16 protein-coding genes are annotated in these 14,795 nt (G+C 65.3%); 8 read left to right on the top strand and 8 right to left on the bottom strand.

Annotation, left to right across the window (positions count from 1 at the left end; translation table 11 throughout):
* Window positions 1–82 precede the first annotated feature (82 nt).
* Complete coding sequence (recA, locus tag ACQ5BL_RS09490; protein ID WP_152224972.1) at window positions 83–1,138, top strand: recombinase RecA; 1,056 nt, start codon at window positions 83–85, stop codon at window positions 1,136–1,138.
* 5 nt (window positions 1,139–1,143) lie between these two features.
* Complete coding sequence (gene recX / locus ACQ5BL_RS09485; RefSeq protein WP_243808768.1) at window positions 1,144–1,608, top strand: recombination regulator RecX; 465 nt, start codon at window positions 1,144–1,146, stop codon at window positions 1,606–1,608.
* Between the two features lie 49 nt (window positions 1,609–1,657).
* Here recX and ACQ5BL_RS09480 read toward each other — a convergent pair whose 3' ends face one another.
* Window positions 1,658–2,731, bottom strand: coding sequence for an LOG family protein (locus tag ACQ5BL_RS09480; RefSeq protein ID WP_243808769.1), 1,074 nt, complete (start codon window positions 2,729–2,731; stop codon window positions 1,658–1,660).
* A 163-nt stretch (window positions 2,732–2,894) separates the two neighbouring features.
* Window positions 2,895–4,316 carry an MBL fold metallo-hydrolase RNA specificity domain-containing protein gene (locus tag ACQ5BL_RS09475; protein ID WP_243808770.1) on the bottom strand — a complete coding sequence of 474 codons (1,422 nt, stop codon included), beginning with the start codon at window positions 4,314–4,316 and terminating at the stop codon, window positions 2,895–2,897.
* Between the two features lie 122 nt (window positions 4,317–4,438).
* Here ACQ5BL_RS09475 and ACQ5BL_RS09470 point away from each other — a divergent pair, with 122 nt between their 5' ends.
* Window positions 4,439–6,844, top strand: coding sequence for a xylulose 5-phosphate 3-epimerase (locus ACQ5BL_RS09470; protein WP_243808771.1), 2,406 nt, complete (start codon window positions 4,439–4,441; stop codon window positions 6,842–6,844).
* Between the two features lie 39 nt (window positions 6,845–6,883).
* Here the strand turns inward: ACQ5BL_RS09470 and ACQ5BL_RS09465 are convergent, their stop codons facing one another.
* Together ACQ5BL_RS09465 and ACQ5BL_RS09460 are read right to left on the bottom strand one after the other, a co-directional pair.
* Window positions 6,884–7,099: a DUF3820 family protein gene (locus tag ACQ5BL_RS09465; RefSeq protein ID WP_152224960.1), complete on the bottom strand. Its 216-nt coding sequence runs from the start codon at window positions 7,097–7,099 to the stop codon at window positions 6,884–6,886.
* 12 nt (window positions 7,100–7,111) lie between these two features.
* Entirely contained in the window at window positions 7,112–7,519 is a 408-nt protein-coding gene (locus tag ACQ5BL_RS09460) for a quorum-sensing-regulated virulence factor family protein (protein ID WP_207885405.1), read from the bottom strand.
* Window positions 7,520–7,781: 262 nt separating this feature from the next.
* Between ACQ5BL_RS09460 and ACQ5BL_RS09455 the strand changes: the two genes are divergently transcribed.
* Complete coding sequence (locus tag ACQ5BL_RS09455; protein WP_243808772.1) at window positions 7,782–8,498, top strand: tRNA-uridine aminocarboxypropyltransferase; 717 nt, start codon at window positions 7,782–7,784, stop codon at window positions 8,496–8,498.
* A gap of 269 nt (window positions 8,499–8,767) precedes the next feature.
* Here the strand turns inward: ACQ5BL_RS09455 and ACQ5BL_RS09450 are convergent, their stop codons facing one another.
* A complete protein-coding gene (locus ACQ5BL_RS09450; RefSeq protein ID WP_243808773.1) occupies window positions 8,768–9,652 on the bottom strand; it encodes a DMT family transporter in 885 nt (294 codons plus the stop codon).
* 238 nt (window positions 9,653–9,890) lie between these two features.
* Here ACQ5BL_RS09450 and erdR point away from each other — a divergent pair, with 238 nt between their 5' ends.
* Window positions 9,891–10,541 (top strand): response regulator transcription factor ErdR, encoded by a 651-nt coding sequence (gene erdR / locus ACQ5BL_RS09445; RefSeq protein ID WP_243808774.1) that lies wholly within the window; start codon window positions 9,891–9,893, stop codon window positions 10,539–10,541.
* A gap of 86 nt (window positions 10,542–10,627) precedes the next feature.
* Window positions 10,628–10,999 carry a diacylglycerol kinase gene (locus ACQ5BL_RS09440; protein ID WP_207885401.1) on the top strand — a complete coding sequence of 124 codons (372 nt, stop codon included), beginning with the start codon at window positions 10,628–10,630 and terminating at the stop codon, window positions 10,997–10,999.
* A 201-nt stretch (window positions 11,000–11,200) separates the two neighbouring features.
* Here ACQ5BL_RS09440 and ACQ5BL_RS09435 read toward each other — a convergent pair whose 3' ends face one another.
* Complete coding sequence (locus tag ACQ5BL_RS09435) at window positions 11,201–12,127, bottom strand: LysR family transcriptional regulator (protein WP_207885400.1); 927 nt, start codon at window positions 12,125–12,127, stop codon at window positions 11,201–11,203.
* 223 nt (window positions 12,128–12,350) lie between these two features.
* On the opposite strand from ACQ5BL_RS09435, the gene fpr reads away from it, so the two are divergent.
* Window positions 12,351–13,127 carry a ferredoxin-NADP reductase gene (gene fpr / locus ACQ5BL_RS09430; RefSeq protein ID WP_015476307.1) on the top strand — a complete coding sequence of 259 codons (777 nt, stop codon included), beginning with the start codon at window positions 12,351–12,353 and terminating at the stop codon, window positions 13,125–13,127.
* A gap of 167 nt (window positions 13,128–13,294) precedes the next feature.
* Here the strand turns inward: fpr and ACQ5BL_RS09425 are convergent, their stop codons facing one another.
* Window positions 13,295–13,708 carry a VOC family protein gene (locus ACQ5BL_RS09425; RefSeq protein ID WP_243808775.1) on the bottom strand — a complete coding sequence of 138 codons (414 nt, stop codon included), beginning with the start codon at window positions 13,706–13,708 and terminating at the stop codon, window positions 13,295–13,297.
* 60 nt (window positions 13,709–13,768) lie between these two features.
* Between ACQ5BL_RS09425 and ACQ5BL_RS09420 the strand changes: the two genes are divergently transcribed.
* Complete coding sequence (locus ACQ5BL_RS09420) at window positions 13,769–14,071, top strand: putative quinol monooxygenase (protein ID WP_243808776.1); 303 nt, start codon at window positions 13,769–13,771, stop codon at window positions 14,069–14,071.
* Window positions 14,072–14,077: 6 nt separating this feature from the next.
* On the opposite strand, the gene tsaA is transcribed toward ACQ5BL_RS09420, so the two are convergent.
* Window positions 14,078–14,776, bottom strand: coding sequence for a tRNA (N6-threonylcarbamoyladenosine(37)-N6)-methyltransferase TrmO (gene tsaA / locus ACQ5BL_RS09415; protein ID WP_243808786.1), 699 nt, complete (start codon window positions 14,774–14,776; stop codon window positions 14,078–14,080).
* Window positions 14,777–14,795: the final 19 nt, after the last annotated feature.

Genomic DNA, 14,795 nt, shown 5'->3' with positions numbered 1-14,795 from the left:
AGCGGCTTGCCCTGTGGAATAATACTGGCTACTTATACAGTTGTTCGTGGCCGTCCGGCCCCCTGACTTCGCGAGGACTTCAATGGACGAGAACAAGAAGCGCGCCCTGGCCGCGGCCCTGGGACAGATCGAACGCCAATTCGGCAAAGGCGCGGTCATGCGCATGGGCGACCATGAGCGTCAGGCCATTCCGGCCATCTCCACCGGCTCGCTGGGCCTGGACATCGCCCTGGGCATCGGCGGCCTGCCGAAGGGCCGTATCGTCGAGATCTACGGTCCGGAATCCTCGGGTAAGACCACCCTGACCCTGTCGGTCATCGCCCAGGCCCAGAAGGCCGGCGCCACCTGCGCCTTCGTCGACGCCGAACACGCGCTGGACCCGGACTACGCCGGCAAGCTGGGCGTCAACGTCGACGACCTGCTGGTTTCCCAGCCGGACACCGGCGAACAGGCCCTGGAAATCACCGACATGCTGGTGCGCTCCAACGCCGTTGACGTGATCATCGTCGACTCCGTGGCGGCCCTGGTACCCAAGGCCGAAATCGAAGGCGAGATGGGCGATCAGCACGTCGGCCTGCAGGCGCGCCTGATGTCCCAGGCCCTGCGCAAGATCACCGGCAACATCAAGAACGCCAACTGCCTGGTCATCTTCATCAACCAGATCCGTATGAAGATCGGCGTGATGTTCGGCAACCCGGAAACCACCACCGGCGGTAACGCGCTGAAGTTCTACTCCTCCGTCCGTCTCGACATCCGTCGTACCGGCGCGGTGAAGGAAGGCGACGAGGTGGTCGGCAGCGAAACCCGCGTCAAGGTCGTGAAGAACAAGGTCGCGCCGCCCTTCCGTCAGGCTGAATTCCAGATCATGTACGGCCGCGGCATCTACCGCACCGGCGAGATCATCGACCTGGGCGTGCAACTGGGCCTGATCGAGAAGTCCGGCGCCTGGTACAGCTACCAGGGCAACAAGATCGGCCAGGGCAAGGCCAATGCCGCCAAGTTCCTGGAAGACAATACCGAAATCTGCAACACCCTCGACAAGGCCATCCGCGAGCAACTGCTGACCAATCAGCCGGCGCCGACCAAGGCCGAGCTCGCGGCGGCGGAAGCCGAAGCGGAAGCTGAAGCCGACTACTGATAGCCATGTCCGTCGAGCTCGATAACCCCGTCGCGGTGCGGCGGGTCGCCATGGACCTGCTGGCGCGACGCGAGCATGGCCGGGCGGAGCTCTCGCGCAAGCTGCGGCAACGCGGTGCAGCGCAGGAACTGATCGACCCCGCCCTCGACCGTTTGGCCGAGGAGGGGCTGCTCAATGAAAGCCGCTACCTGGAAAGCTACATCGCCAGCCGTGCGCGGGCCGGTTACGGTCCGGTGCGGATTCGCGAGGAGCTTTCGCAACGCGGCCTGCCCCGTGGCGAGATCGACAGCGCCTTGAGCGAGTCGGATGTCGACTGGAGCGAGAACCTGCGCGAAGTCTGGCGCCGCAAGTTCGCCCGGCTGCCGCAGGACGCCCGCGAGCGAGCCCAGCAGGGGCGGTTCCTGAGCTATCGGGGATACTCGATGGAAGCCATCAGTCGACTCTTGAGCGGTCGACGGTCGGACGACTGAAACGATGAAGGCACCCACTCGGGTGCCTTCGTCATTTTGGGGCTGTGAATCAACGTGCCCAGTTTTCCGGCTGGTTGATGAAGTTCAGCAGTTCACGCAGCCGCCCCTGGTCGCGTCCATTGAAGGCGAAGGCCAGGCGGGTGAGGTGGGAGAACTCCGGCTCATCCAGTTCCGATTCGCTGTAGGGCTGCTGGTGGAAGCCGTCGCTCACGCAGAGGCTGCCGAACTCCTGCTCCAGTAGTTCCAGCGCGCGAGTGCTCAGGGGGTGGTTCAGGCGGATCACGAAGCGATCCTTGAGCCAGCGGCTGGAGTGAAAGTTGCTGTAGAACTGGGCGATCTCTTCCGCTGCCTCGTCGGCCGAGTGCACCAGCTTCATCAGGTTCATGTCGCTGGGCAGGATATAGCCGTTGTCTTCCAGTTGTTCCTTGATGAATTCCAGTGCGTGATCCCAGTAATGCCCGCCGGGCTGGTCGAGCAGCACCACGGGGACCAGCGGGCTCTTGCCGGTCTGGATCAGGGTGAGCACTTCCAGCGCCTCGTCGAGAGTGCCGAAGCCGCCGGGGCAGAGCACCAGGGCGTCCGCTTCCTTGACGAAGAACAGCTTGCGCAGGAAGAAGAAGTGGAACGACAGCAGGTTGCTGGTACCGTCCACGATGCGGTTGGCGTGCTGCTCGAAGGGCAGGGTGATGTTGAAACCGAGGCTGTTTTCCAGTCCGGCGCCTTCATGGGCCGCCGCCATGATGCCGCCACCGGCGCCGGTGATGACCATCATGTCGTAGCGGGCCAGGGTTTCGCCCAATTCGCGGGCCAGGGTGTAGACGGGATGGTCGACCGGTGTGCGGGCCGAACCGAATACCGTGACTTTGCGGCGACGCTTGAACTGCTCCAGGGTGCTGAAGGCATGCTCCATCTCGCGCAGGGTCTGCAGCATGATCTTGGCGTCCCAGCGGTTGCGGTCGGCCTGGGCCATGCGGGCTACGGTGGTGAGCATCTCGCGGTAGAGCGGCAGGTTCTGGCTGTTGCCGGGGGCGGCCAGTTCGGCCAGCTCCTCGATCTTCTGCGTCAGGTCGGTGCCGCTGGTCTGGAAGTGCCTGGAGAGGTAGTCGTCGGGCTCATAGGGCATGTTGATACTCCTTGTTCATCAACCCCTGTTGGCCTGTCCATGCGCCGCGGCCTGTCACGCAAGGTGTCGTCGGGACGGAAATCGCGTGCGTCATGCACAGGTCTCATGCAGGAGGCCTGTGCAGTCTGACACGCGGGGTGTGACAGTCCGTGAGACCTCCACTTCAGATCGCTATCCGGTCCCCCGGTTCCGGAATGTTTGCGTTCCAGTTCAGGCGCTCGTGGAGTGCTTTCTGCAGCGCATCCATTTTTTCTCGTTCGCCATGTATCAGGTATAGCTCGGGTTTGTGCTCGAAGTGGCCAACCCACTGAATTAATTGCGATTGTCCGGCATGCGCGGAGAACCCGCCGAGGGTGTGGATCTGCGCTTTCACACCGATGCGCTGGCGCAGGATGCGCACCGACTCGGCGCCGTCGACGATGGCGCGGCCCAGTGTGCCCTTGGCCTGGAAGCCGGGGAAGACGATATGGCACTCCTCGCGCCAGAGGTTGTGCTTGAGGTGGTGGACGATCCGTCCGCCGGTGCACATGCCGCTGCCGGCGATGATGATCGCGCCGCTCTGGATGCGGTTCAGCGCCATGGACTCCTCGGCGCTCTGGGTGGTGCGCAGGATCGGCAGCCATTCGCCCACCTTCGCCGTGCCGGTGCCGCGCATGTATTCGCGGTCGACGTCGGCGATTTCGCCGATGTGCTGCAGGTAGATGCGGTTGGCCTGGGCGGCCATTGGGCTGTCGAGGTAGACCACCTGCTGCGGCAGGCGACCTTCCTGGTAGAAACGGCCCAGATAGTAGATGAGGTCCTGGGTGCGACCGACGGCGAAGGACGGGATCAGCACGTTGCCGCCGTCACGCTGGGCCTGCGCCAGGATTCCGGCCAGTTCCAGCAGCGTCTCGTTGGCGTCGCGATGATCGCGGTCGCCGTAGGTGGACTCCAGCAAGACCACGTCGGCGCGGGTCAGCGGCGTTGGCGTGCGCATCAGTGGCGAGCAGGTACTGCCCAGGTCGCCGGAAAACACCAGGCGGCGGGTCGTGCCGAATTCGTGGATCTCGATCTCGACGATGGCCGAGCCGAGGATATGGCCGGCGTTGTGGAAGGTGATGCGAATGCCCGGCGCCACTTCGACCGTGCTGCCATAGCTGACCGGCCGGCGCTGGTTCAGCGCGCGGGAGGCGTCCTCCAGGGTGTACAGCGGTTGGACCGACGGCCGGTTGAGGCGGGCGCGCCACTTGTTCTCCCACTCGGCGTCCTTTTCCTGGATGTGCGCCGAGTCCATCAGCATCAGCTCCAGCAGGTCGCAGCAGGATTCGGTGGCATAGATCGGCCCCTTGTAGCCTTCCTTTGCCAGGCGCGGCAGCAAGCCGCTGTGGTCGAGATGGGCATGGGACAACACCACCGCGTCGAGTGCCTTGGGGTCGAACGGGAAGGGCGTGCGGTTGCTCGCTTCGTTGTCGCGGGTGCCTTTGCTCGGGCTGCGTCCCTGGCGCATGCCGCATTCGAGCAAGACGCGTACGCCATCACGGGTTTCCAGCAGGTAGCAGGAACCGGTGACTTCCTGGATCGCACCGATGAAGGTGAGTAGCGCCATGTCGCCTCCTGGTCGGAATTTTCTTTCAGCCTTGCCCGATTGGTCGGACGGGGCGTTGATACATGTCAGCGCCCCCTCGGTCTGGCGACCTAGACTCCCTGTCATACCCCAGGAGAGTCGTCATGTCCCAGATCCTGCCCAGCCCGGAAGAGCTTGCCGCCCATGCGTCCGCCGAACCGGCATATGCCCAATGGCTGCATGGCCGAGGTCCGCTTCAGCATAGCCCGCAGACCCAGGCGGCGGTCTTCCGCATGGCTCATCAATTGGTCCAGTACCGCCTCCAGCCGGACCTGGCCAGTGTCTACCGACTGTTCAGCGCGCTGGACCAACTCACCTGCGCCGGCCTCTGGCTGGTGGCGCACATGACCTATGCCCGCCGCGTGCGCCTGGACGGAGCGCCGCTCGAGGCCGGGGACTTCAAGGCGCAGCCCGAGGGGCATACCGGCGGTGCGTTGAACATGGTGCCGGCCTACGCCGGCTACCTGGCGCTCAATGCCTTGAGCGGCAAGACGCGGGGCTGGCTGATGGGGCAGGGGCATTGCGTGGCGGCGATCGATGCGCTGAACGTGCTGACCGGCAATCTGCATGCGGAACAGACCGCCGCCTACGGGCAGGGCGAGGCCGGGCTGAATCGGCTGGTGCAGGACTTCTACAGCTATGTCCAGTCATCCGACGGCAGGGTGGCCGCGCCGCTTGGCAGCCATGTCAATCCGCATACCGCCGGCGGTATCGCCGAAGGCGGCTACCTCGGTTTTGCCGAGCTGATGTATGCGCACATGCCGTTGCCGGGCGAGACCCTGGTGGCCTTTCTCTCCGACGGCGCCGCCGAGGAGCAGCGCGGCAGCGACTGGATTCCCCGCTGGTGGCGCGCCGAGGATTGCGGCGCGGCGTTGCCGGTGATGATCGCCAACGGCCGGCGCATCGAACAGCGCACCGACCTGGGCACCCATGAGGGGCTCGAAGGCTTCAAGCAGCACCTGCGCCGTTGCGGTTTCGACCCCCTCAGCTTCGACGGGCGTGACCCGGCGGCGTTCGTCTGTGCCCTGTGGGAAATGGAACAGCGGCTGGAGCACCGGGTGGAGGAAATGGCCCGCGGCATCCTCCGCTATCCCCTGCCGATTCCCTACGGCATCGCCGAAACGGTCAAGGGCTACGGCTTCTATGGCGCCGGCAGCAATGCCGCACACAACCTGCCGCTGCCGGGCAACCCGAGCGAGGATGCGCACGCGCGCGAACTGTTCAACCAGCATGTGGCGCCGCTCTGGGTCGAGCCTCACGCCCTGAGTGACGCCTGCGCGCTGTTCAGCGCCTCGCGCGCGGGCCGGGGGCTGGAGCGGGACAACCCACTGGCGGTGCGCCGCCCCATCGAACCGTCGATCCCCGAACTGCATTACCGCAGCGATTTCTGCTCGCCGATGGCGGCCCTGGACCGCTTCTACGTGGACCTGTGCGCGGCGAACCCCGACCTGCGCGCTCGCGTCGGCAACCCGGACGAGCTGGCGAGCAATCGCCTGGGCGGTGTCCTCAAGGCGCTAAAGCATCGGGTATGCGAGCCGGAGAGTGAGCTGGAAGCAGTCGACGGACGGGTGATCACCGCCCTCAACGAGGAGGCGGTGGTCTCCGCCTGCCTGGCCAACCAGGGCGGGCTCAACCTGGTGGCGAGCTATGAAGCCTTCTGCGTGAAGATGCTGGGTGCGGTGCGCCAGACGCTCATCTTCGCCCGCCAGCAGAAGGAAGTCGGCCGCCCCGCCGGATGGCTCGGCTGGCCGCTGGTGGCGACTTCGCACACCTGGGAGAACGGCAAGAACCAGCAGTCGCACCAGGACACCACCTTCTGCGAGGCGCTGCTCGGCGAGATGAGCGACATGGTGCGGGTGGTCTTCCCCGCCGACCACAACAGCGCGCTGGCGCTGCTGCCGGAGATCTACCGCAGCCGTGGGCAACTGGCCTGCATGGTGATTCCCAAGCGCGAACGTCCCTCGGAGTTCAGTCCTGCCCAGGCCGAGCAACTGGCCCGTGACGGCGCGCTGGTGCTGGAGGAGCATCCGGGCGGCGATCCGCTGCTGCTGATCGCCAACGGCAGCTATCAACTGACGGAGATGCGCCGCGCAGCGATGCGCCTGGAGGAGGCCGGTTATCCCTACCGGCTGGTGTACCTGCAGGAGCCTGGCCGCTTCCGCGCGCCGCGCGACAACTGGGAACTGCAGGCGGTCGCCGACGAGGCGCTGACTGCCCGGCTGTTCCCGGACCAATGCGAGCGCCGGATATTGCTGACCCACATGCGCCCGGAAGTGGCGCGTGGGCATCTCTGGCCGATCCTGCCGAACGCGCTGAAGACTTCGGTACTGGGTTACCGCAACCAGGGCGGCACGCTCGACGAGGCGGGCATGCTGTTCGCCAACCGCGCCTGCTGGGCCAATGTGCTGGTCGCCTGTGCACGCCTGATGGACGTGCCGCGCACGGCATTGCTGACGCCCGAGGAGGCGGCGGCAGTGGCGGGGCAGGGCGATCCGGCGTTGCTGCGCTGAGGCATGACGCGCAACCGTCGGCGGACGGTTGCGCGGGGTTCAGCGTTTCAGCGGTTTGATCAGGCCGTCGAGGCCGTCGATCTTCAGCTCCAGGGTCAGCTGCATCAGCTGGCCCAGCTCACCCTTGGGGAACTCACCCTTGCGGTGGAACCACAGCAGGTACTCTTCCGGCAGGTCTACCAGCATGCGTCCCTGGTACTTGCCGAAGGGCATCGGCGTGCGCGCGATCTTCAGCAACTGCAGTTTGTCGAGCATGACGGGGCGCGGTTACTTCTGCAGCTTGATCTTGCAGCTGCCGGCATCGAAGCGCTCGGTGGCGACCGGGGCGTTGGTCTTGTACTCGGTGAAGCTGTAGGTGAGGATCGCGCCCTTGGCCAGCAGCTGGCGATAGCCGGTGTTGGCGCAGACGCTGTCGCCCAGCTGGCTGCGTACGCTGTCGGGGTTGGCGCGCATGCGCTCGGCGTGGCTGGCGCGTACGCTGAGGTGGTTGATCAGCTGGTTGCCCTCGACGGTATAGCCCTGGTCGAGGATGTCCTCGTTGATCGCGCGCGGGGTGCCCTCGCTGCTTTCCTTGGCGACCTTGTCCAGCATGCTGGATAGTTCGTAGTCCTTCTTCGAGGCCGCGTGCGCGACAGGGAGGACGAGACAGAGGGCGAGGGCGGTGAGGCGCAGCATGGGCATCTCCTGACAATGGTGCCGATTCGACCGTGCGGACCGATTTGGGTTCGCCGGTTATTTCAAGGCCGCCATTGTCCCTGAAAAGCGAGTCCGTGCCGAGAAACAGTTGTCACACGGACGGCGAACGCCCGCTGCGGGCGATTCGCCGGTCGTCCGGATCGGGGCGGGGGCGGCTCTGGTACAATCGCCGGCCTGCCTTCGTCGTTCTGTCCGAGTCATCGATGTTCCGATTCCTTCCTTCCATCGCGGCGGCGCAGCCATGAGCCACGCTGTTGCCCGTCTGCGCGATGAGCGCCTGGCCCGCTGCGTCAAGCCGTTCGTGGCCCGTGGTTCGCGCTCGCCGCGTTGCGCCGGTTGCCGCCTGCGGCCGAACTACTGCATGTGCGACCTGCGTCCGCAGGTGGAGTCGAACGCGGCGATGTGCCTGGTGATGTTCGACACCGAACCGCTCAAGCCCAGCAACACCGGCTGGCTGATCGCCGAGACGGTGCCCGACACCTGGGCGTTCGGCTGGTCGCGCATCGAGGTCGATCCGGCCCTGGTGGCCTTGCTCGACGATCCGCAGTGGCAGCCCTATGTGGTCTTCCCTGGTGAGTTCGTCCAGCCCGAGCGGGTGGTGACCGACGTGGTGCCGCAGGAAGGCAAGCGCCCGCTGTTCATCCTGTTGGACGCGACCTGGAACGAGGCGCGCAAGATGTTCCGCAAGAGCCCGTACCTGGACCGTTTCCCGGTGCTGAGCATCACCCCCGATGCCCTGTCGCGCTACCGCCTGCGCCGCTCCAAGTTCGACGAGCACCTGTGTACCGCGGAAGTGGCGGCACTGTGCCTGGGGCTGGCGGGCGACCGCCGCGCCGGGGACGCGCTGGATGCCTACCTGGACGTGTTCAGCGAGCGCTACCTGGGCTCCAAGCGCCAGCAGCCGCTGGATGAGCAGAGCCCGGCGCATCAGGCGCTGAGGCCGTTTACCCAGCGCTGAACTGGTTGCTCTGGCGCTGGGACGAGCGTAGGAGCAACTGTCTTTTGGGCTCCCGCGTTCGCGGGAGTGACGGTTTTGTGCGTAGTCCTCCGCAATCGTCATCCCCGCGAACGCGGGGATCCAGAAGAAGGTAGAAGCGGACTTTGTCCGCGATGGCTGCGTTTGGCAATCACTGCCCAGACGGAGTGGGGAGGGTGGATCGATCGCGGACGGAATCCGCTCCTACGTCAGCCGGGACGCGCGCGGGATGAGTGTAGGAGCGCGGTGCTTCAGGCTACCTTCGCTTCAACCTTCTTCGGCCACAGCTGTGCCACCAGCATGCCGGCAAGCATCAGCGCACAGCCGATGTAGCCGCGCAGGTGCAGGTTTTCGTCGAGGAAGAGTGCACCGGCAATGGCGGCGAATACCGCCTCCAGCGAAAGGATGATCGCCGCGTGGGAGGCGATGGCGTGCTTCTGTGCCACGACCTGCAGGGTGAAACCGGTGGCGACGCCGAACAGGCCGCCGTAGATCAGTGCGGGACCGGCCTGGACGATGGCCGCCCAGTGAATCTCTTCGAAGATCAGCGCCAGGATCAGGCTCACCACCGAGCAGGTGACGAACTGCAGGAAGGCCAGGCGGATCGGGTCGTAGCGGCTGGCGAACAGGCCCACCAGCAGCATGTGGCCACCCCAGACGAAGGCGCCGGTCAGTTGCAGCCAGTCGCCGGAGGCAACCTGGAAGTCCGGCCCGATGCTCAGCAAGGCCATGCCGACCACCGCCAGCGCCGCGGCCAGCCAGGTGCCGACGCCGGCGCGATGGCCGAACAGCAGCCCCAGCAGCGGCACGATGATGACGTACAGCCCGGTGATGAAGCCGGAGTTGGTGACGCTGGTGAACAGCAGGCCGACCTGCTGCAGGTTGATCCCCAGGGTCAGCGCAACGCCGATGGCCAGACCCGCCAGCAGCAGGCCGCGGTTGAACGGCTGGGCACCGCGCTTGCGCGACCAGGCCAGCAGCGGCAGCAGCGCCAGGGCGCCCAGGGCGAAGCGCAGGCCGGTGTAGAGGAACGGGCCGATGGCGTCCATCCCCAGACGCTGCGCGACGAAGGAAACCCCCCAGATCATCGCGGTAAACAGCATCAGGATATCGGCGCGCAGCGCGTGGCTTTTCATCTTGTTGTTCTCGAACGGCAGGAAAAGAGCGGAACTCTGCCGCAAGCCTGGGCGGTTGGAAAGGGGCGCGCCTTGCGCGCGGGCGCAACGGCACGTGTACCGGGCTCGCATTGGCGCGGACACCGGGGGCTGTCTTTGCGTACAATGCACGGGCAGTGCTCTATCCGGCTCCGACCTTTCCTGCGCAGGTTTGGCTGTTATCCACGGCAAGACTCGGCGCGGCCTTCAAGGAATTTCCATGGCTTCCTACGAGATCCTGATCGCTGACGATCACCCGCTGTTCCGCAGTGCTCTGCACCAGGCCCTGACCATCGGCCTCGGACCCGAGGCGCGACTGTCGGAGGCGGCGAGCATCGCGGAGCTGGAAGCCAGGCTGAACGAAAAGGCGGACTGGGACCTGGTCCTGCTGGACCTGAACATGCCCGGCGCCTACGGCTTCTCCGGCCTGGTGCTGTTGCGCGGGCAGTATCCGCAGATTCCGGTGGTGATGGTCTCGGCCCAGGAAGACGCCGCCGTGGTGCAGCGCTCCCGCGAGTTCGGCGCCAGCGGCTTCATTCCCAAGTCCAGCGAGATGAGCACCCTGCAGCAGGCCGTACGCGCGGTGCTCGACGGCGACGTCTGGTGGCCGCCGCAGGTGGATGCGGCGACCGAGATGAGCGAGGAAGTTCGCGCGGCCAGCGCCGGCCTTGCCAGCCTCACGCCGCAGCAGTTCCGCGTGCTGACCATGGTCTGCGAAGGCCTGCTGAACAAGCAGATCGCCTTCGAGCTGAACGTCTCCGAAGCCACGGTGAAGGCCCACGTCACCGCGATCTTCCGCAAACTCAACGTACGCACCCGCACCCAGGCGGCGCTGCTGCTGCAACAGATGGAGTCGGTCCCGGGGGCGTGACTTCGTCACATCCTGTCAAACCGAATGACCCCTTTTTTACGCGCACTGGTATAGAGTGCCGCGACTTTTACCTGTGAGAATCACTCGTGTCCGCTTCCCCCTTCAAAGGCCAGACCGGCCCGAAACGCATCATCAATGCTGCTGGTTATTCCCTGGCCGGCTTCGTCGCCGCCTTCAAGGGTGAAGCGGCCTTCCGCCAGCTGGTGCTGATCAACGTCATCCTGATCCCGCTGTCGTTCTTCTGCGACGTCACCCGTGGCGAGCGCGCACTGCTGATCGCCGTGTGCCTGCTGGCACTGATCGTCGAACTGCTCAACTCCGCCATCGAGGCGGTGGTGGACCGGGTTTCGCTGGAGCGCCACCCGCTGTCGAAGAACGCCAAGGACATGGGCAGCGCCGCCCAGTTCGTGGCGCTGACCATCATCACGGTGACCTGGGCTGGCATTCTGCTGGGCTGAGCCTCGGTCATCCCCTGTAGGAGCGAGCTTGCTCGCGAACCTGCAAGGCACGGCGCGTTCCCGTTCGCGAGCAAGCTCGCTCCTACAGGTGAGGCGAAACTTCCGTAGGAGCGGACTCCGTCCGCGATGATCCTCGTCGCGGGGCGGATCGCGGACGAAGTCCGCTCCTACGAAAAGCGCAGAGCGCAGGGCGATCGCCCATCAGGGAATCATCGGCAGCACGATTTCGTCGCTGCGCGTCACGCCCGCCGTTTCGCTTCGGCACAGGTCGAGGAATTCGCGCATGGTCGCGGTCTGGTACTTCTGCCGGTGCCAGATGAAGTAGAACTGCCGGCGCAGGTCCAGGTCCGGGGTTTCCACCGGCACCAGGCTGCCGCGGCGGAAGGCGTCGCGCAGGGCCAGGCGCGAAATGCAGCCGATCCCCAGCCCCGACTCCACCGCGCGCTTGATCGCCTCGGTGTGCTCCAGCTCAAGCCTCACGTTCAACGGCTCCACATGGTGCCGCATGGCCTGGTCGAAGGTCAGGCGCGTGCCGGAGCCCTGTTCGCGCAGAATCCAGGCTTCCTCGATCAACCGTGGCAGGTCCGCGCGGCCCTCGCGCGCCAGCGGGTGCTGCGGCGCGCAGAACACCACCAGTTCGTCTTCCATCCAGGGCTGCACTTCGATGTCCGGGTGCTGGCAGTCGCCTTCGATCAGCCCCAGGTCCAGCTCGTAGTGGGCGATGCGCTGCACCACGTGGGCGGTGTTGTGCACGTGCAGACGTACCCGGCAGTCCGCCTGGCGCTGCATGAAGCGGCCGATCAGCAGGGTCGCCAGGTAGTTGCCGATGGTCAGGGTGGCGCCCAGGTCCAGCGAGCCGAAGGCGCTCTTGCCGTTGAGCATGTTCTCGATCTCGCTGCCACGGTCGAGCAGCGCCACCGCCTGGGGCAGCAGCTGGCGGCCGAGGGCGTTGAGGGTCAGGCGCTTGCCGGAGCGGTCGAACAGCTTGCAGTCGAACTGCCGCTCCAGCTCGCCGAGTGCGGTGCTGGTGGCCGACTGCGACATGGACAGTGCTTCGGCGGCGCGGGAGACGCTTTCCTGCTGGGCGACGGCGACGAAGACTTCGAGCTGGCGCAGGGTGAACTTCATGGATGGGGGCTCCGGAAAAGACCGCGCGACATTTCGTCACCCCGGCGTAGGAAGGGCCTGACGGTATCCTTTCGCGGCGACTTGGGCGGCCTTATCTGCGTTTTGGATTAGCAATATCCAGATAATTTATTTTGCGGATATTGTCGCCGCCTATAAAATGTCGCGCAATTGCGCTACGTCCGGGATTCGCTGGGGTGCGCCACGTTTCTCCTAGGAGTCCTTGATGAGCAACCTGTACACCGAACGCGTTCTCAGCGTGCACCACTGGAACGACACCCTCTTCAGCTTCAAGACCACCCGTAACCCGGGCCTGCGCTTCAAGACCGGCCAGTTCGTGATGATCGGTCTGGAAGTCAACGGTCGTCCGCTGATGCGCGCGTACAGCATTGCCAGCCCGAACTACGAAGAGCACCTGGAGTTCTTCAGTATCAAGGTCCCGGACGGTCCGTTGACTTCGCGTCTGCAGCACCTGAAGGAAGGCGACGAGCTGATGGTCAGCCGCAAGCCCACCGGCACCCTGGTGCTGGATGACCTCAAGCCCGGCAAGCACCTGTACCTGCTGAGCACCGGCACCGGCATGGCGCCGTTCCTGTCGGTCATCCAGGATCCGGAAGTCTACGAGAAGTTCGAGAAGGTCATCCTGGTCCACGGCGTGCGCTGGGTCAGCGAGCTGGCCTACGCGGACTTCATCACCAAGGTTCTGCCGGAGCACGAGTACTTCGGCGACATGGTGAAAGAGAAACTGATCTATTGCCCGCTGGTCACCCGTGAAGAGTTCCATAGCATGGGCCGCCAGACTGACCTGATGCGCAGCGGCAAGCTGTTCGCCGACATCGGCCTGCCGCCGATGAACCCGCAGGACGACCGCGCGATGATCTGCGGCAGCCCGAGCATGCTGGACGAGACCAGCGAAGTGCTGAACGGCTTCGGCCTGCAGATTTCCCCGCGCATGGGCGAGCCGGGCGACTACCTGATCGAGCGCGCCTTCGTCGAGAAGTAAACCGCGCTGTTCAGTTGAAAGAACGCCGCGATTCCTTTGGGATCGCGGCGTTTTTTTACGGCCGAATTTCTTCCGGCGACTGGATTTACGTAGGAGCGGACTCCGTCCGCGATGGTTTCCGGCGCGGTACAGACTCATCGCGGACGGAGTCCGCTCCTACAAGTGCTTCACGCCAGGCGTTGGCCGGAAACCGCCGGGTGATACAGCGGCTGCACCTTGTTCCCCGCCGGGTCGAGCAGGTGGAAGCTGCGCGCGCCGTCGCCATGGTCGAAGGGACGGTCCAGCAGGGTCACGCCACGGGCCTTGAAGTACTGGTACCAGGCTTCCAGCTCTTCCACGCTGTCGACGATGAAGCCGTAGTGATCCATGGTCTGCAAACCGTTGGCCGCGCCGACCCCTCGCCCGAGGGAGAGGTTGTCGTTGCCGCAGGTGAGGTACACCAGGTCCTCGTTGGCGCGGTTGAGCACCTGCATGCCGAGCACGTCGACGTAGAAGCGCTCGCATTCCTCCAGATTCGGTACCAGCAGGGCGAGATGGCGAAGGCCGTTGAGGCGGCCGGGGCGGGCAGGGAGATCGGACATGGACGGGATTCCTTTTTTGTATACAATTTATTTTTAAATTTAAAACAAAAGGATCGCCCTGTGTACAGTCTCTTTATCAAGACCCGTGTGAAGCCCGGCACCGCCGAGGAGTTCCTGGCTGCCATCAAGGTCAATGCCGCCGCTTCCGTAAGCAGCGAGCCGGGTTGCCTGGTGTTCGATGTTTCCCAGGACCGCGTCGATCCGAATGTGATCTACCTCTACGAGATCTACCGCGACGACGCGGCGTATGACGCGCACACCCAGACCGCGCATTTCCGCGACAGCCGTCCGCTGGTGGAGCCGCTGATCCTCGAGCAGGAATGCTTCGAGAGCGAGGTAATCGCCCTCAATCCGGCGAGCTGAGGTGCTTCAGCCTTCGCTGCGGGCGAGGTCGAGCACGCAGATTTCGCCGTCGGCGGGGTAGTGCCAGTGCACGTCCAGGTCCCACAGGCGCACGCCATAGCGGCGCTCGGGCGGCGGCTTCTGGTAGGCCGGGCGCGGGTCCTGGGCGAGGCACTGCTCGACGAGCTCGCGCACCGGCTGGCCGAGGCGCAAGCCGTGCTCGATGGCCTGGCGCAGGGCCTCGTCGCTCCAGTTCACGGCGATGGACGCAGGCGGGGCATCGGCGATGGCGTTGCGTGCGTCGGCGACAATGTCGGCGTAGGGGACGTAGGGCTTGATGTCGATCACCGGCGTGCCGTCCAGCAGGTCGATGCCGGAGAGCCAGAGGCGGCCGGGCTCGACCTTCTCCAGTTTCACCACCGACTGGCCGAGGCCGTTGGGCCGGTGGGTGGCGCGGGTGGCGAACACGCCCAGCGAGCGGTTGCCGCCCAGGCGCGGCGGGCGCACTTTCAGCCGTGGCTTGTCTTCCAGCGCCTGGTGGAAGAGGAAGATCAGCCAGACGTGGCTGACCTGCTCCAGCCCCTCCACCGCATCGCCGGTGTCGAACGGCGGCAGCAGTTCCAGCACGCCGGTCGCGGCCGGGGCCAGTTGCGGCTGGCGCGGGATGGCGAACTTCTCCTTGAAGCAGGAGCGGACGTGGCCGATCGGCGAGATGGTGTAGGACATGGCGGCATGGGCTGTAGCA

The organism is Pseudomonas sp. B1-22 (assembly GCF_050474425.1).
Lineage (GTDB): Bacteria > Pseudomonadota > Gammaproteobacteria > Pseudomonadales > Pseudomonadaceae > Pseudomonas.
The sequence above is the reverse complement of the archived record's forward strand: the minus strand, read 5'-3'. Positions and strand labels throughout refer to the sequence as shown.

What these genes read in the sequence shown, in the direction of transcription:
- recA (WP_152224972.1), top strand. Translation starts at nt 83, where the DNA reads ATGGACGAGAACAAGAAGCGCGCCCTGGCCGCGGCCCTGGGACAGATC.
- recX (WP_243808768.1), top strand. Translation starts at nt 1,144, where the DNA reads ATGTCCGTCGAGCTCGATAACCCCGTCGCGGTGCGGCGGGTCGCCATG.
- ACQ5BL_RS09480 (WP_243808769.1), bottom strand. Translation starts at nt 2,731, where the DNA reads ATGCCCTATGAGCCCGACGACTACCTCTCCAGGCACTTCCAGACCAGC.
- ACQ5BL_RS09475 (WP_243808770.1), bottom strand. Translation starts at nt 4,316, where the DNA reads ATGGCGCTACTCACCTTCATCGGTGCGATCCAGGAAGTCACCGGTTCC.
- ACQ5BL_RS09470 (WP_243808771.1), top strand. Translation starts at nt 4,439, where the DNA reads ATGTCCCAGATCCTGCCCAGCCCGGAAGAGCTTGCCGCCCATGCGTCC.
- ACQ5BL_RS09465 (WP_152224960.1), bottom strand. Translation starts at nt 7,099, where the DNA reads ATGCTCGACAAACTGCAGTTGCTGAAGATCGCGCGCACGCCGATGCCC.
- ACQ5BL_RS09460 (WP_207885405.1), bottom strand. Translation starts at nt 7,519, where the DNA reads ATGCTGCGCCTCACCGCCCTCGCCCTCTGTCTCGTCCTCCCTGTCGCG.
- ACQ5BL_RS09455 (WP_243808772.1), top strand. Translation starts at nt 7,782, where the DNA reads ATGAGCCACGCTGTTGCCCGTCTGCGCGATGAGCGCCTGGCCCGCTGC.
- ACQ5BL_RS09450 (WP_243808773.1), bottom strand. Translation starts at nt 9,652, where the DNA reads ATGAAAAGCCACGCGCTGCGCGCCGATATCCTGATGCTGTTTACCGCG.
- erdR (WP_243808774.1), top strand. Translation starts at nt 9,891, where the DNA reads ATGGCTTCCTACGAGATCCTGATCGCTGACGATCACCCGCTGTTCCGC.
- ACQ5BL_RS09435 (WP_207885400.1), bottom strand. Translation starts at nt 12,127, where the DNA reads ATGAAGTTCACCCTGCGCCAGCTCGAAGTCTTCGTCGCCGTCGCCCAG.
- fpr (WP_015476307.1), top strand. Translation starts at nt 12,351, where the DNA reads ATGAGCAACCTGTACACCGAACGCGTTCTCAGCGTGCACCACTGGAAC.
- ACQ5BL_RS09425 (WP_243808775.1), bottom strand. Translation starts at nt 13,708, where the DNA reads ATGTCCGATCTCCCTGCCCGCCCCGGCCGCCTCAACGGCCTTCGCCAT.
- tsaA (WP_243808786.1), bottom strand. Translation starts at nt 14,776, where the DNA reads ATGTCCTACACCATCTCGCCGATCGGCCACGTCCGCTCCTGCTTCAAG.